The following is a 23,588-nucleotide window of genomic DNA, read 5'->3' on the forward strand; positions in this document are numbered from 1 at the left end:
GAGCGGAGCGACGACGGAGGGGGAAGTCAAAGGATGAAAACCATGCGTGACACTGTCAAAACCTCAACTCTCAAAGCCCGCCGCCTGCGCCATGACATGCCCTATGCCGAGCGCGTCCTGTGGCAAAGCCTGCGCGCCCGCCGCCTCGACGGTTTCCGCTTCCGCCGACAGCACCCGGTGGGGGCGTTCATCCTCGACTTCGCCTGCCTGTCCGCCCGCCTCGCCGTCGAGATCGACGGCCCCTCCCATGACACGCCGAAGGCGCGCCAGCACGACATCGTCCGCGACCGGATTCTGCGCCAGGCCGGCTGGCGGGTGATCCGGTTTCGCAATGTTGAAGTGCTGGATGATCTGGATCGGGTGGTGCGTGAAATCCACCGCCACTTGCCCCCTCAGTCGGGCTGTCGCCCGCCAGCTCCCCCGCAGAGCAGGGGAGCGTCATGACCAGCTATGTCGAACTCCTCGCGGCCAGCAATTTCTCCTTCCTGCGCGGGGCCTCGCACCCGGACGAGATGGTCGCCCAGGCGACCGGTCTGGGCCTGGCCGGTCTGGGCCTGGCCGACCGCAATTCGGCGGCCGGGCTGGTGCGCGGTCACCTGGCCGCGAAGGAGACCGGCCTGCCCTTCTTCCCCGGCGTGCGCCTGGTCACGAAGTGCGGCCTGGAGATCGCCGCCTACCCGAAAAACCGCACCGCCTGGGGCCGCCTCACGCGCACCCTGACCGACGCCAATTTCCGCGCCGAGAAAGGCCGCTGCGACCTCGCGATCGACGAGGTCGTCGCCCTGTCGGACGACCACGTCTTCATCCTCGTCCCGCCCGCCGGGCTCGGCCTCGATCTCGACGCGGACTATCCGGAGGCCATTCGCGGCACCGGCTGGATGGCCGCCATCAGCGACCTGCTGGCCGCCAGCAAGGCCGACACCTGGCTCGCCCTGATCCGCCATTTCGACGGCCGCGACGGCGAACGCCTGCACCGTCACGCCGCCTGCGCCGCCCAGCTCGGCCTCGACCCGGTGGCTGCCGGCGAGGCGCGCTACCACGCCCCCGGACGCAAGGCGCTGGCCGATGTCGTGACCTGCATCCGCGAGCATGTCCGCATCGACGAAGCCGGCTGGCACGTCGCCGCCAATGCCGAGCGCCACCTCAAGGCACCCGACGAGATGGTCCGCCTGTTCCGCGGTTACGAGGATGCCGTGGCCCGCACCGCCGAGATCGCGGCGCGCCTGAAATTCAGCCTCGACGAGCTGGTCTACGACTATCCCGACGAGGTGATCGGGGAGAACGAGACGCCGATGCAGACCCTGCGCCGGCTGGCCCGCGAAGGCCTCAAGACGCGCTATCCGGACGGCGCCCCGGAGCGCATCCGCGGCGCCGTGGCGACCGAGCTCGACCTGATCGAGGGGCTCGACTACGCGTCCTATTTCCTCACCGTCTACGACATCGTCCGCTTCGCCCGCTCGCAGGGCATCCTGTGCCAGGGGCGCGGCTCGGCGGCCAATTCCGCTGTCTGCTACATGATCGGCATCACCGAGGTCGACCCGGCCCGCATCGACCTCCTGTTCGAGCGCTTCGTCTCGGCCGAGCGCGGCGAGCCGCCGGACATCGACGTCGATTTCGAGCACCAGCGGCGCGAGGAGGTGATCCAGTACGTCTACGAGAAGTATGGCCGCCGCCGCGCCGCCATGACCGCCACCGTCAACTGCTACCGCCCGCGCGGCGCCATCCGCGAGGTCGGCAAGGTGTTCGGCCTCACCGGCGACGTCATCTCGGCCCTGTCGAAAAGCCTGTGGGGCTGGTCCTCCAGCGAGCTCGACAAGGAGCTGCACGCCAAGCGCATGCGCGACGAGCTCGGCCTCGACCCCGACAGCCCGGCGCTGTCGATGACGCTGCGCTATGCCCGCGAGCTGATGGGTTTCCCGCGCCATCTGTCGCAGCACCCGGGCGGTTTCGTGATGACCCGCGCGCGGCTCGACGAGATGGTGCCGCTGCACAATGCCGCCATGCCCGACCGGACGATGCTGGAATGGGACAAGGAGGATATCGACGCGCTCGGCCTGATGAAGGTCGACGTGCTGGGTCTCGGCATGCTGAGCTGTGTCGCCAGGGCGCTGGACCTCTTGGCCGAACACTATGACCGGCCGATGGGCGTCGACGACATCCCGGCCGAGGACCCGGCCGTCTACGACATGATCTGCAAGGCCGACACGATCGGCGTGTTCCAGATCGAGAGCCGGGCCCAGATGACCATGCTGCCGCGCCTCAAGCCGCGCAATTTCTACGATCTGGTGATCGAGGTGGCGATCGTCCGCCCCGGCCCGATCCAGGGCGACATGGTGCATCCCTATCTGCGCCGCCGCGACGGCCGAGAGGCGGTGGAATACCCGTCGCAGGACTTGAAGGACGTACTCGGCAAGACGCTCGGCATTCCGCTGTTCCAGGAACAGGCCATGCGCATCGCCATCGTCGCCGCCGGCTTCTCGCCGGCCGAGGCCGACAAGCTGCGCCGCTCCATGGCCGCCTTTAGGCGCTCCGGCACGATCTACGAGATGGGCCAGAAGCTGATGAGCGGGATGATCGCCAACGGCTATCAGCCGGACTTCGCCGAGCGCTGCTTCAAGCAGCTGGAAGGCTTCGGCGAGTACGGCTTCCCGGAAAGCCATGCGGCGAGCTTCGCGCTGATCGTCTACGTCTCCTGCTGGCTCAAGCACTACTATCCCGATGTCTTCCTGGCCGCCCTGCTGAACAGCCAGCCCATGGGCTTCTACGCCCCGGCCCAGCTGGTCCGCGACGCCCGCGAGCACGACGTCGAAGTGGTGCCGCCGGACATCAATTTCTCCGACTGGGATTCGACTCTGGAGGGACGCGGCCGGGTCCGTCTCGGCCTGCGCCAGATCAAGGGCATGAAGGAGGCCGCGGCGGCCCGCATCGTCGCCGCGCGCCAGGCCCATGGCCGCTTTTACAGCGTCTCCGACCTGGCCCGCCGGGCCCGTCTCGACCGTGGCACCACTGACCGGCTGGCCAATGCCGATGCCTTCGCCTCGCTGGCCCTCGACCGGCGCCAGGCCGGCTGGTCGGCCCTGGCCGAGGCCGGCGCGCCCCTGCCCCTGTTCGAACATGCCGATGATTACGGCCGCGAGAGCGAGATCACCCTGCCGGCCCTCACCGCCGGCGAGGACGTGGCCCGCGACTACTCCACCCTGCGCCTGTCACTGAAGGCGCACCCGCTGTCCTTTTTCCGGCCCGAGCTCGACGAGACCGGCCATGTCCGCTGCGCCGACCTCGCGGACAGCCGCGACGGGCGCTGGGTCACCCTGGCCGGCCTGGTCCTGGTGCGCCAGCGCCCCGGCTCGGCCTCCGGCGTCATCTTCGCCACGCTGGAGGACGAGACCGGCGTCGCCAATGTGATCATCTGGCCGAAATGCTTCGAGGCCCACCGGCGCATCGTCATGGCGTCAAAGCTGATGGGGGTGACCGGCCGGGTGCAGAAGGAGGGCCAGGTCATCCACGTCGTGGCCAGCCGCCTGACCGACCAGTCCTGGCGCCTCGCCGCCCTCGCCGACGGGGAAGAGTTCGCCGAAAGCCTGGCCCGCGCCGACGAGATCGCCCGCCCCAATGCCGACCCCCGCACCGTCGCCCTCTACCGCCGCGCCATGAAGGGACAGCGACTGGACGAGCTGTTGCCGAAAAGCCGGGACTTTCACTGAAGCCCGGTCAATCCTTCTTTGGCGGCCACGGCACGAACATCGAGGTGCGGCGCTTGTACTCCGCATAGCCCGGCCGGCTCTTCTCGAGATGCGCCTCGACCATCGGCACGCCGGACCAGCGGATCAGGGTGAAGGTCAGGAAGGCCGGGCCGATGATGGTCCACCAGCCGGTGCCATTGGCCACCGCGATCAGCCAGAAACCCCAGTGCACGCAGGCCTCGCCGAAATAGTTCGGATGCCGCGACCAGCGCCACAGCCCGCTGTCGAGCACCTGGCCCTGGCGCGCCTCGTCATGGCGGAAGGCGACCAGCTGGCGGTCGGCAATCACCTCGATGGCAAAGCCCGCGGCGAACAGGACATAGCCGGCGATGCCGATCAGGTTGAACCGCGGATAGGCGTCGAGGAAGACTGCCTGTATGGGCAGCGCGACCACCCACAGCGCCACGGCCTGGAACCAGAAAACGGCGACCAGGGTGAACAGCGGCTCCGGTCCGACGCGGCGCTTGAGCAGGGCCTCGTAGCGCCGGTCCGGCCCCTCATTGCGCCAACGCGCATACAGGTGGAAAGCCAGCCTGAAGGACCAGGCCAGGACCATGACAATAACCGCATAGTGAGGCGCCACGATATTCCAGTCGGCGCGATGGGCCGTCGCCAGCACGACGACGGCAAAGCCCAGCGGCCAGGCCACATCGACGATCGACACGTCCCGCGTGCGCAGCGCCATCAGCCAGACAAAGCTCATCAGAGCCAGCAACAGGACGAGATTGGCACCATAGGCCTGCCAGTAAACCGCCATCTCGGCTTCCTTTTTTTTCTGCCATCCGGCGCCAGCTTGCCTCGGCGCGCGGCTCGACGCCATACTGGTCGCGACGGCGCGGAGTTTGCAAACAAAACCTTAACGGCCCGGACCTGTCACAATATGGGCCGCCGTGACCGCAGAAGGGGACAAGCCGATGGCCGAAGCCGACCGACTGTCAGAGGAAGAAAACCGCACCCTGCGCCTGCTCTGGGATCGCGGCGGGGCTTCCGTGAGCGAGCTGTCGGTCGCCCTCAATACCCGCCCCGGCGACACGCTGGACCTGCTGCGCCGTCTGCGCCGCAAGGGGGCCGTGGACCGTCATCACACCGGCCGCACCGTGCTCTATCGCCCGCGCCTCAACCGCGCCACGGCGCGGACCCACGCCCTCGGCCGCCTGCTCACCGGGGAGGTCCCCGGCGATGGCAATACCGGTATCGTCGTGCTGCGCGAGAGCGATGTCGACCCGAAGGACTGGGCCGACCTGCAGGCCGAAATGGCGGCCCGTCCTCGCCGCGCCCGCGGCTGAACCGTCCTCAGTCCTGCTCGGCCAGGAAGGCCCGCACCGGCTCCAGGCTGAGCACCGGGGCTTCCTCGTGCGGCACGTGGCCAAGGCCTTCCAGACGCACCACGCGGGCATCCGGCATGGCGTCCTCGAAGCGCGCCGCGTGCTCGAACGGGATCATCCGGTCCTCGCTGCCCCACAGGATCAGCGTCGGCGCCCGCACCTGGCGCAGATCGGCCTCCGGGGCCGGCAGGGTGAACATTTCCAGCCGCTCCACCAGCGCCTCTCCGACACCCGGCTCGCGCATCAGCTGGTAGACCCGTGCGTCCATGCCTTCCGGCATGCGTTCCGCATCGCCGAACAGGATCTGCGTCGCCCCGGCGACCAGCGGCTGCGGCGCCTGGGTCATGAAGAAGCGCACCCCCATCGGGACATCGACCGGCTCCTCGGTCACGCCGTTGATGGAAAACCCGCCCGGCGCCACCAGCACCAGGCTGGACACCCGCTGCGGCCAGTCCTGGGCCAGCTTCCAGGCCACCAGCCCGCCCAGCGAATTACCGACCAGGTGGGCCTGCTCGATCTCCAGCCTGTCCATCAATGCCGCGGTGAATTCAACCGTGTCCTCGACGGAATAGCGCCGGAGCGGATCCGGACCGGTCAGGGCATGACCCGGCAGGTCCATGCGGACGACCCGATAGTCGGCACTCAGCGCCGCCGCCCACCCATCCCAGCTTTCCAGGGAATGGGAAAAGCCGTGGATCATCAGCACGGTATCGGCGTCCGCCGGCCCCTCGACGCGAACCCGCGCAGTGACCCCGTCAAGCTCGACCAGGCGGTCAGCCTCGCCCCACCAGGGCGACTGCATTGCCGCTTCACCACCGATCTCCGCCGGGCGTTGCGGCCCCATCCAGAGCCAGACGACAATGCCGAGCGCGGCCATTACCGCCACCAGGATCAATAGCAACCGGATCATCTCGATTCCCCGTCTCAAACATCCAGGCCGGCGGCACCCTGCTGGGATACCGCCGGCCTGATCGTCGTGTGAAAGGGCTGCCGGAGGAAGGGCAGCCCGTTCGCCCTGCGGCCTAGTAGCGGTAGGCCGCCGTCGCCGTCACGGTCCGCGGATTGCCGTAATAGCCGGTCAGCGTCCCTTCCAGTCCCAGCTCGGGAGCCAGGGTGGCGTTGTTGACGAAGTCGTAGCCGGCAACCCGGTACTCCTCGTCGGTCAGGTTGCGGCCATGCACGCCGAACTGCCAGCGGCCATCGGCACTGTCCCAGACCACCGACGCATTCCACAGCGTGTAGGCTTCCTGGTCGAGCGCAGCGAAGGGCACTTCGAACTGGCTCGAGTCGCCGCGATGGCTGACCGTGTTGAGGATCGCCAGGTCGCCGCCGAAGGCGGGGGTGACATAGCTCACCGTCGCGCTCGCCGTGACGTCCGGCGTGTTCTGGATCACCACCTGGTCGGAGATGTCCACGCCGAAGGCGTTGATGAACTCGTCATACTCGCCGTCGAGCAGGCCGAGCGACCAGCTCAGGGACAGGTTGTCGCCCGGTCCGAACAGGTCGTCGGCGACGCTCAGATTGCCCTCGTATTCCAGGCCCATGATGGTCGCGGCACCGGCATTGGTTGTGACCCCGGTGAAGGTGTCGTTGACGCCGTCACCATCGGTATCCACGCCGACCGAGCCGGGCACCTGGATGTCGGAATAGTCCATGTAGAACAGGGCCACCGAGTGACGGTAGCGGCCACCCTGGTATTTCCAGCCCAGCTCGAAGCTGTCGACCGTTTCCGGATCGAAGGACATGAACTGGAAGACTTCCTGCTCGGAAACCGTACCGTCCTGGTTGAAGTCCGGGGCCGCCGTGGTCTGGGCCCGCGGGTCGAAGCTGCCGCCCTTGAAGCCCTGCGAGTAGGTGAAATAGACGTTGTTGGAGTCATCCAGCTCATAGGCGAGCGACAGGGTCGGCGACACGTCGGTCCAGTCGTTGGAGCCCTGGAAGTCGGAGGTCGTGGCGATCGGAATGCCGCTGCCGCCGAAGAATTCCGAGAAGCCGCCGATATAGGTCCGGCGCAAGACGCGGGAGCTCCGCTCGTCCTTGGTCACCCGGGCGCCGACCGTCAGGTCGAGGCGGTCGGTCAGCTCATAGGTGAAGTTACCGAACACGGACAGCGTCTCGGTGTCGACATCACCGAAGGTCTGGGCGTTGAGGCCCGGCAGGCCGATCAGGTTTCCGAGCGGTCCGAGCAGCACGTCGAACACCGTGTAGGCATTGGCATTGAGGTAATAGACGCCAAACACGCCGGCGCTGCGGTCACCTTCGAACAGGAATTGGGTTTCAGCCGAGAACTGCTCGTTCTCGTAAATCGCCGGCACGTCCAGATCGTCGACCGGCAGCACATCGAAATCGATCGGCGTCGTCGTCGCATCACTGCGGGAGGCAATGATGTTGCGCATCGTCCACTGGTCATTGATGTCCCAGTCGACGCTGAGCGAGAACCCTTCCGCCTCGACGCTCTGCTCGACCACGTCCAGACCGGCGCGGTTGTCATAGACATTGTCCAGCACCGGGTAGTCGAAGGGCGGGAACTGGTCCGGGATCAGGCGGTGGCCCTGGCGGGCATTGCTGTCGTCCTGGACGCTGTCATAGCTGAAGCGGATGAAGACGTCGTCCGACGGCTCCCATTCCACCGATACCCGGCCAGCCAGCACGTCCTTGTTGTAGTTGTCTTCACCGGTAATCAGGTTTTCCCCGAACCCGCTGCGCTGCAGGTTGGCCATGGCCGCGCCGACCCGCAGCGTGTCGGTGACTGGCGCGCTGCCCGAGATGATCTGGTCGAACTGGTCATAGCTGCCGACATTGACACGGGCGTTGAAGGTCGGGGCATCCGGGTCCAGACGCCGGGTCACATACTTGACCGCGCCACCGATGGTGTTGCGACCGTACAGTGTGCCCTGCGGACCGCGCAGGACTTCGATGCGCTCAACGTCGAAAATGTCCAGCACCGACGCCTGCGGTCGGTTCAGGTAGACATCATCCAGATACAGGCCGACACCGGCTTCGAAGCCGGCCACCGGGTCCTGCTGGCCGACGCCTCGGATGAAGGCGGACAGCGTGGAATTGGTGCCGCGCGAGACTTCCAGCGTCACGTTCGGTGTGGTTTCGGCGATCGACACGATGTCGGGCGCACCCATGCGGGCGAGCTCCTCGCCGGTCATCGCCGTGACCGAGAGCGGCACGTCCTGCAGGGTTTCCTCGCGCCGGCGGGCGGTCACGGTGATGACATCGCCATCACTCGCCGAATTGTCCTGCGCCAGCGCCGGTGCGGCGACCAGGGCAGTGGCGGCAACGGTGCTCAGCAAGAGCGCCGTCCCGGTCAGGGTCTTGGTGGTGTTCATGAGATACTCCCCTCAATGATACGCGGTGGTTCGATTGTCGTTAATGCGTTGATTGTGGATGCGAAAGCGCGCAGGCGTGCGGCAAATGCGTCCAATTCCTCCAGGTGCGGCGCGTGGCCGGACCGGTCGAAAATCTCCAGCTGCCCGTGCGGCAGCGTGTCGGCCAAATAGCGGGCGGTGAGCAGGCTGTAGGCCTGGCTGTGCTGCCCCGCCATGACGCTGACGGGCAGGTCCAGGCTTGGCAGCAGCGGGCGAAAGTCCTGCTCGCACATGGACTTCCAGAGCGACGCCATGGCCACCGGGTCACGCTCCAGCATGCCTTGGGCAATCCGGTCCAGTCGCTTCACCGCGCCGTCGCTGGCGCCACGCGCAAACATGCGTGGTGCGAACTCGGCGACATAGGCCGGCCAGTCACGCTGCATGGCGGCGCAGGCACGCAGGCTGGCCCGGATGTCGAAATCCCCGACCATGCCGAGCGACCAGTTGCGGTCATTGACCAGGCGCGGGCTCATGTCCTCGATCACCAGCGCAGACAGGCGGTCGCGACCATGCCGTTCGATCATCGACCAGGTAACCATGGCGCCCATCGACCAGGCCACGACCAGCGCGTCCTCGATCTGCTGCGCTGCCATCCAGTCTGCAAGGTCGTCGGCGAGCAGGTCGATGCTGGGCGCCTGCGGCCCGACCGGGGTTGCGCCATGTCCGCGCAGGTCGGCGCGCCAGACCCGGAAGTGCGGTGCCAGGCACTCGGCCAGCTCGTCGAAGAAGCTCAGATCGGCAGCCCAGCCATGCACCAGCACGAGATCGGGCCCCTGCCCCTGCACGCACCAGCTCATGGCGGTCCCGTCCCCCAGGACGTGCTCGCTCGGCCCCTCGAGACCGCGACGCTGCCAGCTTTCGGTCAGCACGATGGAATTTCTCCCCGACACGACGCACTATCGGCTCAACTGTGCCATCTTGCGTCGGCCGCCATTTTGTGAAAACTGAATCAGATGTCAACTTTAGAAAAATCCGGGGTCGAGAAACGACCCAAGACCGCCCGCGGCGAACGGACCCGGCGCAAGCTTCTGGATGCCGCCGAAGACGCGTTCGGCGAGAACGGATTCCACACCACCTCGATTGGCGACATTACCCGCCGCGCCGCCGTGGCGCTCGGCACCTTCTACGTCTATTTCGACTCCAAGGACGAAATTTTCCGCGCCCTGGTGGCCCATATGGGCGAAATGACGCGCAGCTGGATCGCCGAACATGTGCGCGATGCCGGCGACCGGCTGGAAACCGAGCGCGAGGGCCTGGTGGCCTACATCCGCTTCGCCCGCGCCCACCCCAATCTCTACCGCATCATCGAGGAAGCGCAGTTCGTCGCGCCGGATGCCTACAAGGCCCACTACGAGCGCTTTGCCGAGCGGTATGCGCGCAACCTCGCCGAGGCCGCCGAACGCGGCGAGATCCGCGCCGGCGATCCGATGGCGCGTGCCTGGGCTCTGATCGGCATGAGCGTCTTTCTCGGTCTCAAATTCGGCATCTGGGACACCTCACGCTCGCCGGAAGAGGTGGCCGGCGAGGCCGCCGAACTGATCACCAGCGGGCTCAGGGCCTGAGGCGCGGACGGGGAGGCCGAGATGGACATCCTGACCGATATCACCGCCCGCAACGCCGCCCTACGCCCGGACCGGCTGGCCCTCGATGATCTCGGCCATGGCCGGCGGCTGACCCATCGCGGCCTCAACGAGGCTGCCGCCCGGGCGGCGCGGGTCCTGGAAAGCCAGGGCGTCGGCCCCGGGGACCGTGTCGCCATCCTGTGTCGCAACCGGGCGGAATTCTTCGAACTGATGTTCGCCTGTGCCAAGCTCGGCGCCATATTCGTGCCCCTCAACTGGCGCCTCACGGCCGGCGAACTCGCGGCCCTGGTCGCCGATTGCACGCCCGGCCTGCTGCTGTTCGGCCGCGAGGACGGCGAGGTCGCCGCCCGGCTGGCCGATACCTGCGAGCTGCCGACCATCGGCCTCGACGAGGACTATGCCCTGCTCCGCCAGGCCGCTTCGCCGCACCCCGGACGCCTGGCCTGGCCCGGCGACGAGACCTGGTATCTGATCTACACCTCCGGCACGACCGGCCGCCCCAAGGCGGTCATCCAGACCTACCGCATGGCCCTGGTCAACTTCATCAATCTCAGCCAGGCCATCGGTCTTGGCCAGCACGACACAACCCTCAACTTCCTGCCGCTCTTCCACACCGCCGGCATCAATCTGCACACCCTGCCGACGCTGATGGCCGGCGGCTGCGCCCGTATCCTGCCGGGCTTCGACGCCGGCCGCACACTGGACCTGGTCAATGCCGGATCGATTGACGTGTTTCTCGGTGTGCCAACGGTTTACCGAGAGCTCAGCCAGCATCCCGGCTTCGCCACCTGTGTGCTGGGCCGGGTGCGCCACTGGGCCTCGGGAGGCGCCCCGCTGCCGCCGGACCTGGCCGCCGTTTTCGCCGAGCGCGGCGCGCCACTTTGCAACGGTTTCGGCATGACCGAGACCGGGCCGACCGCCTTCCTCGCCGACGCCGAGACCGCCCTCGCCAAGCCCGGCAGTGTCGGCACCACGCAATGGCTGGTGGAAGCCCGCATTGCCGGCCCGGACGACCAGCCGCTCAAGCCCGGCGAAACCGGTGAGTTCCAGTTCTTCGGCCCCGGCCTGACCCCCGGCTACTGGCGGCGACCGGATGAAACCGCGGCCCTGTACACGGCCGACGGCTGGCTGCGCAGCGGCGATCTCGGCTGGATCGACGAGGATGGCTGCGGCCATGTCACGGGCCGCCTCAAGGACATGTACATTTCCGGCGGAGAGAACGTTTTCCCGGTCGAGATCGAGACCGCCCTGCTGGCCCATCCGGATGTCGAGGACGTGGCCGTGCGCGGCGAGCCGGACGCCACCTGGGGCGAAGCGGGCGTTGCTTATTTGATCCCTCGTCCCGGCACCGCCCCGGCCCGCGAGGATCTCGCCAGCTGGTGCCGCGATCGCCTCGCCGGCTACAAGATCCCGCGCGACTTCCACTTGTGCGACGATTTCCCGCGCACCGCCTCGGGAAAGGTACAGAAACACCGTCTCGGCGGCGTCGGGGCCGGTCTCGAGGCGACCCCGCCGGTCTCCGTCGGCTGAGCCGACGGCAGCACTCGGGCATTTACCTCGGCCTGCGAACATGGCCTGTTTCCGCCATGACAGCTCCGCTTCGCCCCAGCGCCCGCCATACGCCCGAGACCGATATCGCCATCATCGGAGGCGGCCATAACGGCCTTGTCTGTGCCGCCTACCTGGCCGAGGCCGGCCTCTCCGTCACCGTGCTCGAGCGCCGCTCCGTCGTCGGCGGCGCCGCGGTGACCGAGGAATTCCATCCCGGTTTCCGCAACTCCGCAGCCTCCTACACCGTCTCCCTGCTCAACCCCCAGATCATCCGCGACCTCGACCTGCCGCGTCACGGCCTCAGGGTCGTCGAGCGCAAGGTCGGCAATTTCCTGCCGTTCGAGGATGGACATTTCTGCGCCGGTCCGGGACTGACGCAGGGGGAACTGGCGCGCTTCTCGAAGCGCGATGCCGAGCGCCTGCCGGAGTTCGAAGCTCGCCTCGAGACCATCGCCGACGCCCTGCGCGCCCTGACCCTGCGCACCCCGCCCAACCTGACCGAAGGCGGATGGCTCCAGGCGCTGCCGGAAATGCTGCGCTCCGCCAGTGTTGCCCGCCAGCTCGGCGACCTGTCGCTGGAGGCCAAGCGCGACCTCCTGGACCTGTTCACCAAGTCAGCCGGCGACTGGCTGGACGACTGGTTCGAGAGCGACGCCGCCAAGGCCCTGTTCGGCTTTGACAGCGTCGTCGGCCACTATGCCAGCCCGTACTCGCCTGGCAGCGCCTACGTCCTGCTCCACCACGCCTTCGGCGAGGTCAACGGCAAGAAGGGGACATGGGGTCACGCCATCGGCGGCATGGGCGCCATCACCCAGGCCATGGCAGCCTGCTGCCGCGAGCGCGGCGTCGACATCCGCACCGACAGCCCGGTCGAGCGCCTGCACGTCGAGGACGGCCGCGCCCGCGAGATCGAACTCGCCGACGGCAGCCGGGTCCGGGCCAGGCGGATCGTCTCGAACCTCAATCCGAAGCTGCTGTTCGGGCACGTGGTCGACGCGGCAGACCTGCCGGCGGATTTCCGAGATCGCATGCGCCGCTACAAGTGCGCCTCGGGTACCTTCCGGATGAATGTCGCCCTGTCCGAATTGCCACGCTTCTCAGCCAAGCCCGAGCCGGGCGACCACATGACTGCGGGCATCATCATCGCTCCGGACCTCGGTTACATGGAGCGCGCCTACCACGATGCCCGCGCCCTCGGCTGGTCGCGCGAACCGGTCATCGAGATGCTCATCCCCTCGACCCTGGACGACAGCCTCGCCCCCGAAGGCCAGCACGTCGCCAGCCTGTTCTGCCAGCACGTGGCGCCGGAGCTGCCGGATGGACGGGACTGGGATGATTGCCGGGAGGAGGTGGCCGATCACATGATTGCCACGGTCGACAAATGGGCCCCCGGCTTTGCCGCCTCGGTGCTGGGCCGCCAGATCCACTCGCCCAAGGACCTGGAACGCAAGTTCGGCCTGGTCGGCGGCGACATCTTCCACGGCGCCCTTACCCTCGACCAGCTGTTCTCGGCCCGCCCGGTGCTCGGGCATGGCGATCACCGCACGCCGGTGCGCGGGCTCTACCAGTGCGGTTCGGGAACGCATCCGGGCGGCGGGGTCACCGGCCTGCCCGGACACAATGCGGCGCGCGAGATCCTGCGCGACGTCAGGCGCGGGGCCTAGGCCTTCACGCGCTCCAGCGATTCGATGATCAGCTGGCGGGCCTTGGCGGCGTCGCCCCAGCCCTGGACCTTGACCCACTTGTTGGGCTCGAGATCCTTGTAGTGCTCGAAGAAGTGCTTGATGCGCATCAGCTGCGGCTGGGCCACGTGCTCATACTCGGTGATCGAGTCGTACAGCGGCGACAGCTTGTGGTGCGGCACGCACAGGATCTTCTCGTCCAGGCCGCTCTCGTCTTCCATCATCAGCACGCCGATCGGGCGGGCGCGCACGACACAGCCCGGCACCAGCGTGGTGTGGCCGATGATCATGACATCGATCGGGTCGCCGTCCTCCGACAGGGTGTGCGGCATGAAGCCGTAATTGCACGGATAGCTCATCGGCGTGTGCAGGTAGCGGTCGACGAACAGCGTCCCGGCATCCTTGTCCATCTCGTACTTGACCGGCTGGCCGCCGACCGGGACTTCGATAATGACGTTGATGTCTTCCGGCGGGTTCTCGCCGGCGGCGATTTTGTCGATCCGCATGTCAGGCTCCGTTAGGCTGGGCGGGCTCGGTCATGGGCCCACTGTTTGGCGCGACCAATGCCTGCGTTAGGCGACAATATCAATTCTCGAGGTCACAAGGCCCGCCCGATCAGGCGATTTGACTGTCATTGGCCGCGGCCAGAGCGGCGCGTTCGCGCTTGACCACCTCCGCGCCGCGCAGGTGCACGAAATGCGACCGCTCCGTCGGCCAGGCGCCCAGCAGGCGGGCGGCGATGCTCGACCCGGTCTCGGCGGCATGCGCCTCGATCAGGGCCCGACAGCCTTGCTCGGCCTCGCCGCCAAGATCGAATGCCAGGACGGTCTCGCGGTTGAGCCGGGCATCGAGGCGGCGCTCGGGATCGTACACGAAGACGTCGCCACCGGTCATGCCCGCCGCGAAATTGTCGCCAACCGGGCCGAGGATCACCGCGGTGCCGCCGGTCATGTATTCGCAGCCATTGGCACCACAGCCCTCGATCACCGTGTCGGCCCCCGAATTGCGCACGCCGAAGCGCTGGCCGGCGCGGCCCGCCGCCAGCAGGCGGCCCGACGTGGCACCGTAAAGGCAGGTATTGCCGATAATGGCATGCGTCTCGTTGGCTTGGCTGGCGCCGCCATAGGGCCTCACGATGATGCTGGCACCGGATAGCCCCTTGCCGACATAGTCATTGGCATCGCCATCGATCTCGATGCGCAGCCCCCGGGCAGCAAACGCCCCGAGCGACTGGCCGGCCGATCCGCGCAGGCGCAGGGTCAGATGATCGGGGCCAAGCCCGTCCGGTCCGAAGCGGGTGATGATTTCCGACGATGTTCGCGTGCCCACCGCCCGGTCGGTGTTGCTGACCCCGTAATCGAGCAGCATCTTTTCGCCGCGATCAAAGGCCGGCGCGGCATCGTGAATGATCTGCGCGTCCAGCGGCGGAGCCACGTCATTGCGCAGGGTGCGGGTGGAGCGGGCGGGGCGGTCCGCGGCATCGGCCCGTGACATGATGACGGACAGGTCCAGATCGTCGAGCGCCAGCGATCCGCGCGAGACCTGGTGCAGCAGGTCTGCCCGGCCGATCACGTCTTCAAGCGAAGTCGCGCCGAGGCCCGCCACGATTTCGCGCACGTCCTGGGCCAGGAAGGTCATCAGGTTGACGACATGGTCCGGCGCGCCCCCGAACCGGGCGCGCAGGTCATCATCCTGCGTGCACACACCGACCGGGCAGGTATTGGAATGGCATTGCCGCACCATGAGGCAGCCCAGCGCGATCAGCGAGGCGGTGCCGACCCCGAATTCCTCGGCCCCCAGCATCGCGGCCACGACGATGTCGCGACCGGTCCGGATACCGCCATCGGCGCGCAGGGTGACGCGCTCGCGCAACCCGTTGAGCGAAAGCATCTGGTGCGCTTCGGCGAGGCCCAGTTCGAGCGGCCCGCCGGCAAACTTGATCGAGGACAGGGCGGCCGCTCCGGTGCCGCCGACCGAACCCGAAATGTTGATGATGTCGGCATTCGCCTTGGCCACGCCTGCCGCCACGGCGCCCACGCCCGCCGCCGCCACCAGCTTGACGCCGACCCGGGCCACCGGGTTGATCTGCTTGAGATCATAGATCAGCTGGGCCAGGTCCTCGATCGAGTAGATATCGTGGTGCGGCGGTGGGGAAATCAGGCTCACGCCGGGCGTCGCCAGCCGCATCCTGGCGATGAAATCAGTGACCTTGAACCCAGGCAATTGCCCGCCCTCGCCGGGCTTGGCGCCCTGCGCCACCTTGATTTCGATCTCGCGGCACTGGTTGAGATACTCGGCCGTCACCCCAAAACGCCCCGAGGCGATCTGCTTGACCGCGGAATTCATGTTGTCGCCATTGGGCAGTGGCCGGTAGCGCGCCGGGTCCTCACCGCCTTCACCCGAGACCGATTTCGCCCCGATCCGGTTCATGGCGACATTGAGAGCACCATGCGCTTCCGGCGACAGGGCTCCCAGAGACATGCCGGGCGTCACGAACCGGCGGCGGATGCCATTGATCGACTCGACCCGGTTGATATCCACTGCCGGCCCCGCCGGCGCCATCTCGAGCAGGTCGCGCAACTGGATCGGCCCCTGCTCCCGGATCGCCTTGCCATAGGCCTGCCAGGCTGTCGCGTCATTGTCGCGCACGGCGGCCTGCAGCGCGCTGATCACCGGCGCGCTGAGGGCGTGCCGGTCGCCGCTGGCGCGCTGGCGGTAGAAGCCGCCGACGGGCAGTCTGGGCGCCCCGCGCCAGGATTGGCGGTGCAAATCCAGCGACCGGGCTTCCAGGCCGGCAAGGCCGATCCCGGACAATCGGCTGACCACGCCGGGCAGGTACGCCTCGACCAGCGCGCGGGACAGGCCGAGCACTTCGAAATTGCAGCCGCCGCGATAGGACGAAATGATCGAGATCCCCATCTTGGAGAGGATCTTGAGCAGTCCGCCGTCGAGCGCCGACTTCAACCGGCCTGCCCGTTCGCGCGCCCAGGCTTCGCCCCCCACCGCGTCGCGCCCGGAGGTCACCGTGTCGAACGCCAGATATGGGTTCACCGTGGTCGCACCGAGACCAATAAGCACAGCCGCGTAATGGGCATCGAAGCACTCGCCGGCGCGCACATTCAGCGAGCAGAAATTGCGCAGGCCTTCGCGGGTCAGCGTCGAGTGCACGGCCCCGGCAACCAGGACCATTGGCAGGGCCGCCCGCTCGGCGTCCTGGCGGTGATCGGTCAGCACCAGATGGGCAGCGCCATCGCGCACCGCATTGACGCACTCGCTGATCACGCGATCGATAGCCGCACCCAGAGTCAAGCCGTCACCGGTGCAGGCGGCGACGGGCAGCAGGCAGTCGACCTCCTTGACCGCGCCGCCCATATGGGTCCGCCAGCGCTCGTAACTGCCATTGGTCAGGATCGGGCTGTCCAGCACCAGAACGCTGGCCCGCACCTCGCCCTGACCGAGAATATTGCCGAGATTGCGGAACCGCGTTTTCAGTCCCATCACCCGGCCTTCGCGCAAGGGGTCGATCGGCGGGTTGGTCACCTGGGAGAAATTCTGTCGGAAGAAGTGCGACAATGGCCGATAATGCTCCGAGAGCACAGCCAGCGGCGCGTCGTCGCCCATCGACCCCACCGCCTCCTTGCCATCCTCCGCCATCGCCTTGATGATCAGTTCGATGCTTTCGAAGGTGAAGCCCGAAGCGGCCTGTCGCCGGGCCCGCTCGTCGTCGGTGAAGAGCTGTTCCTCCGGTCCCGGCCCGACCACGCTTTCCAGGTCCTCCATCTCGCCCAGCCAGCGGGCGTAGGGATGCTGCTCGGAAAGCTCGTCGAGGATGTCCTGCTCGCGATAGAATTTGCCCTCGACCATGTCGAGGGCAATCAGGCGGCCCGGCGTGATCGACCCGCGTTCGGTCACCGTCGCCGGCTCGACCGGCGCCATGCCGGTTTCCGAGCCGGCGACAAAGAGGTCGTCATCGGTCAGGGCATAGCGCATCGGCCGCAAGCCGTTGCGATCGAGGCCGGCGATGGCCCAGCGCCCGTCAAACGCGGTGATCGCGGCCGGCCCGTCCCACGGCTCCATCACCGCATTGCAGTACTCGTACATCCGGCTCCAGCCTGACGGCATGACATCGGCCCGCTTGGACCAGGCCTCCGGGATGAGCAGGGTTTTGGTCATCGGGGCAGACCGACCGGCCCGGACCAGGATCTCGAATGCCTGGTCAAGCGCCGCACTGTCCGAGGCACCGGGCTGGATGACCGGTTTCACATCGGCTTGAGCATCGGCAAAGGCGGTCTCGGCAATATGCACTTCATGGCTGCGCATCCAGTTGATATTGCCGCGGATCGTGTTGATCTCGCCGTTGTGCGCCAGCATGCGGAAGGGCTGGGCCAGGCGCCATTCCGGGAAGGTGTTGGTGGAATAGCGCTGGTGGAAGATGGCAAAGGGCGAAATGAAATCCGGTGATCTCAGGTCGCGGTAGAAGCCGTCGATATCCTGGGCCCGGAACAGGCCCTTGTAGATGATGTCGCGTGACGACAGCGAGCACACATAGAGCTCGCGCAGGCTTTCTTCGCGCGCCCGCCTCTCGATGCGCCGGCGCACCAGGTAGAGCACCCGCTCGACCGCCTCATTGTCGCGCCCGCGCGGATCACGGAACAGCACCTGTTCGATCTCCGGCAGCGTGGCGCGCGCCTTGTCGCCCAGCACCGCAGTGTCGATGGGCGGCTGCCGCCAGCCGTAAAAGGCAAAGCCCTCGCGCAGGATCTCCGCCTCGATGATGGCCCGGGCCCGCTCGCGGGCCGCGAAATCGGTCCGCGGCAGGAAGACCATGCCGACAATGACATCGCCGCGCTCGGGCTCGTGGCCGGTCCGCGATACGGCCTGCTTGAAGAAGTCCTGTGCCACCCCGACGCGCAGGCCGGCACCGTCACCGGTCAGACCGTCGGCATCGACCGCGCCGCGATGCCAGACCGATTTCAGGGCATCGATAGCCAGTTCCACGACATCGCGACGAGCGCGCCCCTTGAGGTCGGCGATCAGGCCCACCCCGCAGGCATCGCGCTCGTCTCGCGGGTCTGTCAGCCCCGCGCGGACCAGCGTTTCGAGCCCCTGCCGATGGGCGTCCTCGGACCAGGCCTGCCCCGTCATTCGGCCGCACCGAGGACACGCAGCCGATTGTCCAGATAAGTCTCTATCGAGCGCGCCGCGTCGAGCCCGTCCTTGATGGCCCACACGACCAGCGATGCGCCTCGGTGCAGGTCACCGGCAACAAACACGCCGTCGAGACTGGCCATGCGGGTATCGACGTCGGTCTCCACCCGCCCGTCCGGGTGCACCGAAAGCTCCGGGGCGTCGAACAGGACCGGCAGGTTCTCCGCGCTGAATCCGAGGGCCGAGATCACCATGTCGGCGCCGACATCCCAGCTCTTGCCGGGATCCGCTTCGGGCGTCCGGCGTCCCGTCAGGTCAGGCGCGCCGAGTCGCATGCCCTGCACTCGCACCGCGGTGATTCCCCGATCCCCGGTGAGGACCGCGGCCGGTGCGGACAGCCATTCGAACACGACCCCCTCTTCCTCGGCATGCTTCACCTCCCGCGCCGAGCCGGGCATGTTGGCCCTGTCTCGGCGGTACAGGCAGGTGACGGACGTCGCGCCCTGGCGGACCGCCGTCCTGACGCAGTCCATGGCGGTGTCCCCACCGCCCACCACGACGACGCGCTTGCCGCGTGCATTGAGCCTGTCATCCCCGGCAGGTCGGTCGCCGAGATCGTCGCGATTGGACCGGGTCAGGTAGTCCAGGGCAGGCACGACAGCCTCGCCCGCGCCGGGGCAGGTCAGCTGGCGGGCCCGGTAGACACCGGTGGCCAGCAGGACTGCATGATAATCGGCCCGGATCGTGTCCAGACTGGCATCCCGCCCCACCTCGAAACCCAGTCTGAAGGCAACGCCGCCCTCGGCCAGGCGGTCGAGACGGCGCTGGACGACGGACTTTTCCAGCTTGAACCCGGGAATGCCGTACATCAGCAAGCCGCCCGCCCGGTCCGAGCGCTCATACACGGTGACCGAGAAGCCGCTTTCGCGCAGCCGCTCGGCTGCCGCCAGCCCGGCCGGACCCGAACCGACAATGGCGACGCTCTGACCGCGCTCGGGAGCAACCTGCAGCGGTTCTACCCAGCCCCGCGTCCAGGCCGTATCCGTGATGTATTGCTCCACCGCGCCGATGGTCACGGCGCCATGCTTGGATTTCTCGACCACGCAGGCCCCCTCGCACAGACGGTCCTGCGGGCAGATACGGCCACAGATTTCCGGCATCGTGGAGGTCGCTGCTGACGCGGCATAGGCTTCCTCGAGGCGGCCCTCCCCGGCCAGCATCAGCCAGTCGGGGATATTGTTCTGGAGGGGGCAGCCCGACTGGCAGAACGGAACGCCGCACTGCGAGCATCGCGCGGCCTGTTCGGTCGCCGCATCGGTCGTGAATTCGCGATAGATCTCCCTGAAATCCTGACGTCGCTCACGCTCCGGCCGCTTTTCCGGATAGGCCTGGTCGATGTCCACGAATCTCAGCAATCGGCGCTCCTCGGCCACTCCTTATTTCGCCAGTGCAGCACAGACTTCGCAGGCGCACAAGCTGGGCCGGGTTAGACTGATCGCAATAATTTTGCCCCGAAGCGCGCGACAGGAAAAAAGTTTGCTGAGAAGAGGCGCCAAGCTTTCGCGGCGTGCAAGATATGCGCAACAGGCGACAAACCGGCCTCTCCCGAAAAACCCGCGCCCGCGATCCCTGCCCGGCCGCGGCATCGACAAGCCGACACGCGAACACCGCCCGGCGGCCAGCCGGGCGGTGTTGTCTGGGGTTACTGAATGCTCGGTCTATTCGCTGTAGAGTTCGGAGATCGAGAGCGAGGCACTGGCGTTCTCACCCTGGCTGTATGAGCCGATCCAGATGTCATAGGTGCCGGCTTGCGGGTTGTGGAAGGTCAGTGCCGGATTGAGACCGGAATTGCCGCCATCATCATCACAATGCCAATTGCCGCTCGGATCGTTGACCAGCAGCGTTGTGTCCGAACCGGAGGCGGCTGAAATGATCAGCGGCAAGCTGCCACCTGCCTGGTAGCTCAGCTCGAAATCCGGAGCGGCCGCCACCCAGCCGGCGCAGCCGGAACGCACTTCGCTGGCGCGATGGCTACCACCCGATGTGATATTGACGCGGTAGGGATCCGGCTGGAAACCGGCCCGCAGGTTGGCCGAGCCGTAGGCGGCCGGCAGGTTCCAGTCGATCCGGCCATACGAGCCGCCGCCGCCGCCACCATTGCCGACGGCGCCGAGTTCGGAGATCGACAATACGCTGTCGGCATAAACGCCCTGCGAATAGGAGCCGACCCAGATGTCATAGCGGCCTGACCGCGGACCACCGAAGGTCAGCATCGGGTTGAGCCCGTCACCGCTGTCATCGTCGCAATACCACTCGCCATTGGGACCATTGACGACCAGCGTGGTGTCTTCCTGCGACTGCGCGGCGATGGTCAGGTCGAACATGTTGCCGGCATTGTATTGCAGGGAGAAGTCCGGCGCGTTGGAAATCCAGCCCCGGCAGGACGATGAAATATTCTGGGCCGAGCGGTCACCGCCCGAAGTTATGCGCACCGTGTACGGGTCCGGCGTGAAGCCGCTCGACAGGTTGGCGCTGCCGTAGTTCGGCTGGGCCGAGTAGTCCTGGGCGAGCGCGGGGCTCGCGGCGGCAGCCATCGCGATGACTGTTGCGGTTAGAATACGTTGCATGTGTCTTCCCCCTGTTCCCCGCCCGGCTCACGACCTGCAAACCTTTCTGGTGGGCTGTCCCCGATAGTACTGCAAAAAAAGCGTGAACCCTAGCTGAACATTGAGATTTCCGGTTCCGGCCTGGGCCCGTCCAGCATTCACCGGTGCGCCACCCGGGCCTCCACGCAGCGCCCCTGGTCACAAAAACAGAGCGCGCTGAAACACAGGTCCCGGGCCAGCCGCAAGCCCCGCCCGCGATACTGCCCCCGGTCCGCCCTGGCCAGTTCGGCGGCATGGTCAAAGCCGGCTCCTTCATCGCGCACCACGAACACGGTTTCGTCCGCATTGCGGCGCACTTCCAGCCAGGCTCGCCGATCGGCGTATTGCGGGTCTCGCAGTCGGCGCTCGATTTCGTCCCGCCAGACACCGCGGCTCAGCAATTCCTGCTTGCGCACTCCGCCGATCGCCAGGTTGCCGTGCTCGATGGCATTGACCAGCAGTTCCAGCAGGCCCAACGCCACCCGTTCCGGCTGCGGGCAACCGCGCGCAACGCGCGCCGAAAGATCGCTCGCCTGGTCCAGCGTGTAAAACGAAAACCAGCCGGTCGGCCCCTGGCCGATCGGCCCCGCATCCGCCGCCGCTCCCGCCGCCGCGGCCGGGACCGGTGACCGGAGCGGCGCCGGTTCGACCGCCTCGTCTTCGGTCACACCGACCTCCATCGCGATCAGCGTGAGATCGTCCTGCAGTCCGGCCGTGCGCCCCTCGGCCGCACGGGCAGCAATATGCCGGCACAGGCCGGGCAATGCACTGTCCGCCGACGCCGCCAGCCAACCGGCGAGCTCCGCCGGCGTTCGGTTCCGGTCCGGGGCGGAGAAGTCCTCGAGCAAGGCATCGCTGTAGAGGAAAAGCCGGTCATTGCGGGCCAGCTCGAGCTGGCGGGTTTCATAGCGCGCCTCGGAGCGGCACCCGAGCAGGAGGCCCCGCGTATCCAGCGTTTCCCAGGCACCGTTGCCGCGCATGACCAGCGGTGGCGGCGCTCCGGCCGAGGCGAAGCGCAACTGCCCTGTATTGCCATCAAAGACGCCATAGAAGCCGGTGGCGAAATGCGCCACGGGCAGGACAGCCGCCATCTCCCGGTTGAGCTGTTCCAGCCACAGGCCAGGCTCGTCGCGCGCCTCGGTCAGGGTGCGGCTGACCGTGTGAAGGCGGAAGGCGTTGAGCGCCGCGGTCACGCCATGCCCGGACAGGTCCACCAGCAGGATGGCGAAGCGCCGGTCACCAAGGTCGAAGGCTTGCCACAGATCACCACCGAGCCGGTTCGAGGCCGCATAATGCGTGTCCAGCCGTACTCCGCAGCCTCGCGCCAGCGCGGCCACCTGGACGGGATCGGGCAGCAGGCTGAGCTGCATGCCCTCGGCCATGCGCAACTCGTCTTCCATGCGGGCCCGCCAGTGGGTCAGCTGGGCAACCAGTCGGCGTTGCTCGAGATGCAGCTGGACCCGCGACACAAGCTCGCCGGCATAGAGCGGCTTGGCGACGATGTCGGACGCCCCGGCGCGGAACGCCTCGACCCGCTCCTCTGGCTGCTGCATGCCGGTCTGCACCAGGATCGGCATGTCGAGCCCACGCGCCCGCACCTGCCTGCACACCTCATAGCCGTCAATTCCCGGCATCCGGATGTCCAGGATGATGAGATCGGGCAGGCGGCTGAAGGCCTTCTCCAGCGCTTCCTCGCCATCGCATGCATACCGGATATTGGTAAAGCCGGCAGCGCCGAGAATGGCGCCAATCAACTGGCGCGAGGCGGCCACGTCCTCGACCACGAGAATGGCCGCATCACTCAGCTCGTGCGGCGCGAAGGGCATTGCCTGATCACTCGACATCGATGATCTGGTCGATCTGTGACAGATCGACAATTTCACGGACCGCGCCGCGCACCCCGGTCAGGGTCAGGTGCCTGTGCGATTTGCCAGCCCGGTCCTGGGCCAGCAGCAACATGCCGATGCCGGCGCTGTCGATCCCGCTCACGCCGGACAGGTCCATCCGGATCGTGGCACACGGTGTGTCGCGTACGGCGTCGAGCACGCCCCTGAACCGTTCATGATCGTCAAAGGTCAGCATGCCGGACAATTCGATCCGGAGCACGTCTTCGAGGTTTTTGGATGTCCACTGCACGTCTTGCCCCCCGGGCCGAGGACCGGCTAGGACCGCTCGCGCAAACGCTGCAGCGATTGGTCCAGCACCGGTTTGAGCTGGTCGGCCGCGTGCATGTCGCCGGCTTCCAGATGGGTCGCCAGCGCACTTACCCGCTGCAGTCCGATATTGGCGGCAGCCCCCTTGAGCGCATGAGCCGCCGATTGGGCCTCCGCCCGGTCACCGCCGGCCCGCGCCTGCTCATACTTGCTGGCAAGACTGCACAGGTCGTCGGCGAACTGCTCGGTCATGGAGCGGAACACATCCGCACCAACAGCACCGATCAATCCATCGACAATCGCGTCGTTGATTTCAGGCTGTTGCTGCCATTCCGACATGCCGGGCTCCGGACCATGGAAAACAAGGTTAACCCATCAAAG

General features: G+C 67.1%; 17 protein-coding genes. 6 read left to right on the top strand and 11 right to left on the bottom strand.

The window, feature by feature from the left end; all coding sequences use genetic code 11:
• The first annotated feature begins 42 nt into the window (after positions 1–42).
• Together ACXYMR_RS03525 and ACXYMR_RS03530 are read left to right on the top strand one after the other, a co-directional pair.
• Positions 43–444, top strand: a complete 402-nt coding sequence (locus tag ACXYMR_RS03525; RefSeq protein ID WP_458941371.1) for an endonuclease domain-containing protein — start codon at positions 43–45, stop codon at positions 442–444.
• Complete coding sequence (locus tag ACXYMR_RS03530; RefSeq protein ID WP_458941372.1) at positions 441–3,704, top strand: error-prone DNA polymerase; 3,264 nt, start codon at positions 441–443, stop codon at positions 3,702–3,704. The genes ACXYMR_RS03525 and ACXYMR_RS03530 overlap by 4 nt, the downstream gene beginning before the upstream one ends.
• A 7-nt stretch (positions 3,705–3,711) precedes the next feature.
• Here ACXYMR_RS03530 and ACXYMR_RS03535 read toward each other — a convergent pair whose 3' ends face one another.
• Complete coding sequence (locus ACXYMR_RS03535) at positions 3,712–4,500, bottom strand: DUF1295 domain-containing protein (protein WP_458941373.1); 789 nt, start codon at positions 4,498–4,500, stop codon at positions 3,712–3,714.
• Between the two features lie 157 nt (positions 4,501–4,657).
• Here ACXYMR_RS03535 and ACXYMR_RS03540 point away from each other — a divergent pair, with 157 nt between their 5' ends.
• Positions 4,658–5,029 carry a BlaI/MecI/CopY family transcriptional regulator gene (locus tag ACXYMR_RS03540; RefSeq protein ID WP_458941374.1) on the top strand — a complete coding sequence of 124 codons (372 nt, stop codon included), beginning with the start codon at positions 4,658–4,660 and terminating at the stop codon, positions 5,027–5,029.
• Between the two features lie 7 nt (positions 5,030–5,036).
• On the opposite strand, the gene ACXYMR_RS03545 is transcribed toward ACXYMR_RS03540, so the two are convergent.
• The 3 genes from ACXYMR_RS03545 to ACXYMR_RS03555 form a co-directional block, all read right to left on the bottom strand.
• A complete protein-coding gene (locus tag ACXYMR_RS03545; RefSeq protein ID WP_458941375.1) occupies positions 5,037–5,978 on the bottom strand; it encodes an alpha/beta fold hydrolase in 942 nt (313 codons plus the stop codon).
• Between the two features lie 112 nt (positions 5,979–6,090).
• Positions 6,091–8,406 carry a TonB-dependent receptor gene (locus ACXYMR_RS03550; protein ID WP_458941376.1) on the bottom strand — a complete coding sequence of 772 codons (2,316 nt, stop codon included), beginning with the start codon at positions 8,404–8,406 and terminating at the stop codon, positions 6,091–6,093.
• Complete coding sequence (locus ACXYMR_RS03555; RefSeq protein WP_458941377.1) at positions 8,403–9,314, bottom strand: alpha/beta fold hydrolase; 912 nt, start codon at positions 9,312–9,314, stop codon at positions 8,403–8,405. Before ACXYMR_RS03555 ends, ACXYMR_RS03550 begins: the two co-directional genes overlap by 4 nt.
• Positions 9,315–9,398: 84 nt before the next feature.
• Between ACXYMR_RS03555 and ACXYMR_RS03560 the strand changes: the two genes are divergently transcribed.
• Genes ACXYMR_RS03560 through ACXYMR_RS03570 form a run of 3 tightly spaced genes read left to right on the top strand, consistent with a single transcriptional unit; the run spans position 9,399 to position 13,243 of the window.
• The gene (locus tag ACXYMR_RS03560; protein ID WP_458941378.1) at positions 9,399–10,007 is read left to right on the top strand and encodes a TetR/AcrR family transcriptional regulator; all 609 of its coding nucleotides are present in this window, start codon (positions 9,399–9,401) and stop codon (positions 10,005–10,007) included.
• Between the two features lie 21 nt (positions 10,008–10,028).
• Positions 10,029–11,558, top strand: coding sequence for a class I adenylate-forming enzyme family protein (locus tag ACXYMR_RS03565; protein WP_458941379.1), 1,530 nt, complete (start codon positions 10,029–10,031; stop codon positions 11,556–11,558).
• Positions 11,559–11,614: 56 nt separating this feature from the next.
• On the top strand, positions 11,615–13,243 hold the full coding sequence (locus ACXYMR_RS03570; protein WP_458941380.1) for a phytoene desaturase family protein: 1,629 nt from the start codon (positions 11,615–11,617) through the stop codon (positions 13,241–13,243).
• Here the strand turns inward: ACXYMR_RS03570 and ppa are convergent.
• From ppa to ACXYMR_RS03605, 7 genes are all read right to left on the bottom strand, one after another.
• Positions 13,240–13,767, bottom strand: coding sequence for an inorganic diphosphatase (gene ppa, locus ACXYMR_RS03575; protein ID WP_458941381.1), 528 nt, complete (start codon positions 13,765–13,767; stop codon positions 13,240–13,242). The two genes, ACXYMR_RS03570 and ppa, sit on opposite strands and share 4 nt — an antisense overlap.
• Before the next feature lie 109 nt (positions 13,768–13,876).
• Positions 13,877–18,406 (bottom strand): glutamate synthase large subunit, encoded by a 4,530-nt coding sequence (gene gltB / locus ACXYMR_RS03580; protein ID WP_458941382.1) that lies wholly within the window; start codon positions 18,404–18,406, stop codon positions 13,877–13,879.
• Positions 18,403–19,824 carry an NAD(P)-dependent oxidoreductase gene (locus ACXYMR_RS03585; protein ID WP_458941383.1) on the bottom strand — a complete coding sequence of 474 codons (1,422 nt, stop codon included), beginning with the start codon at positions 19,822–19,824 and terminating at the stop codon, positions 18,403–18,405. The genes gltB and ACXYMR_RS03585 overlap by 4 nt, the downstream gene beginning before the upstream one ends.
• A 303-nt stretch (positions 19,825–20,127) precedes the next feature.
• The gene (locus ACXYMR_RS03590) at positions 20,128–21,036 is read right to left on the bottom strand and encodes a peptidase (protein ID WP_458941384.1); all 909 of its coding nucleotides are present in this window, start codon (positions 21,034–21,036) and stop codon (positions 20,128–20,130) included.
• A gap of 137 nt (positions 21,037–21,173) precedes the next feature.
• Entirely contained in the window at positions 21,174–22,898 is a 1,725-nt protein-coding gene (locus tag ACXYMR_RS03595; RefSeq protein ID WP_458941385.1) for an ATP-binding SpoIIE family protein phosphatase, read from the bottom strand.
• Positions 22,888–23,190, bottom strand: coding sequence for an STAS domain-containing protein (locus tag ACXYMR_RS03600; protein WP_458941386.1), 303 nt, complete (start codon positions 23,188–23,190; stop codon positions 22,888–22,890). Before ACXYMR_RS03600 ends, ACXYMR_RS03595 begins: the two co-directional genes overlap by 11 nt.
• Positions 23,191–23,216: 26 nt before the next feature.
• Positions 23,217–23,546: an Hpt domain-containing protein gene (locus ACXYMR_RS03605; protein WP_458941387.1), complete on the bottom strand. Its 330-nt coding sequence runs from the start codon at positions 23,544–23,546 to the stop codon at positions 23,217–23,219.
• Between the last annotated feature and the right edge of the window lie 42 nt (positions 23,547–23,588).

This window comes from Maricaulis sp. CAU 1757, assembly GCF_054482675.1.

What these genes read in the sequence shown, in the direction of transcription:
- ACXYMR_RS03525 (WP_458941371.1), top strand. Translation starts at nt 43, where the DNA reads ATGCGTGACACTGTCAAAACCTCAACTCTCAAAGCCCGCCGCCTGCGC.
- ACXYMR_RS03530 (WP_458941372.1), top strand. Translation starts at nt 441, where the DNA reads ATGACCAGCTATGTCGAACTCCTCGCGGCCAGCAATTTCTCCTTCCTG.
- ACXYMR_RS03535 (WP_458941373.1), bottom strand. Translation starts at nt 4,500, where the DNA reads ATGGCGGTTTACTGGCAGGCCTATGGTGCCAATCTCGTCCTGTTGCTG.
- ACXYMR_RS03540 (WP_458941374.1), top strand. Translation starts at nt 4,658, where the DNA reads ATGGCCGAAGCCGACCGACTGTCAGAGGAAGAAAACCGCACCCTGCGC.
- ACXYMR_RS03545 (WP_458941375.1), bottom strand. Translation starts at nt 5,978, where the DNA reads ATGATCCGGTTGCTATTGATCCTGGTGGCGGTAATGGCCGCGCTCGGC.
- ACXYMR_RS03550 (WP_458941376.1), bottom strand. Translation starts at nt 8,406, where the DNA reads ATGAACACCACCAAGACCCTGACCGGGACGGCGCTCTTGCTGAGCACC.
- ACXYMR_RS03560 (WP_458941378.1), top strand. Translation starts at nt 9,399, where the DNA reads ATGTCAACTTTAGAAAAATCCGGGGTCGAGAAACGACCCAAGACCGCC.
- ACXYMR_RS03565 (WP_458941379.1), top strand. Translation starts at nt 10,029, where the DNA reads ATGGACATCCTGACCGATATCACCGCCCGCAACGCCGCCCTACGCCCG.
- ACXYMR_RS03570 (WP_458941380.1), top strand. Translation starts at nt 11,615, where the DNA reads ATGACAGCTCCGCTTCGCCCCAGCGCCCGCCATACGCCCGAGACCGAT.
- ppa (WP_458941381.1), bottom strand. Translation starts at nt 13,767, where the DNA reads ATGCGGATCGACAAAATCGCCGCCGGCGAGAACCCGCCGGAAGACATC.
- gltB (WP_458941382.1), bottom strand. Translation starts at nt 18,406, where the DNA reads ATGACGGGGCAGGCCTGGTCCGAGGACGCCCATCGGCAGGGGCTCGAA.
- ACXYMR_RS03590 (WP_458941384.1), bottom strand. Translation starts at nt 21,036, where the DNA reads ATGCAACGTATTCTAACCGCAACAGTCATCGCGATGGCTGCCGCCGCG.
- ACXYMR_RS03595 (WP_458941385.1), bottom strand. Translation starts at nt 22,898, where the DNA reads ATGTCGAGTGATCAGGCAATGCCCTTCGCGCCGCACGAGCTGAGTGAT.
- ACXYMR_RS03605 (WP_458941387.1), bottom strand. Translation starts at nt 23,546, where the DNA reads ATGTCGGAATGGCAGCAACAGCCTGAAATCAACGACGCGATTGTCGAT.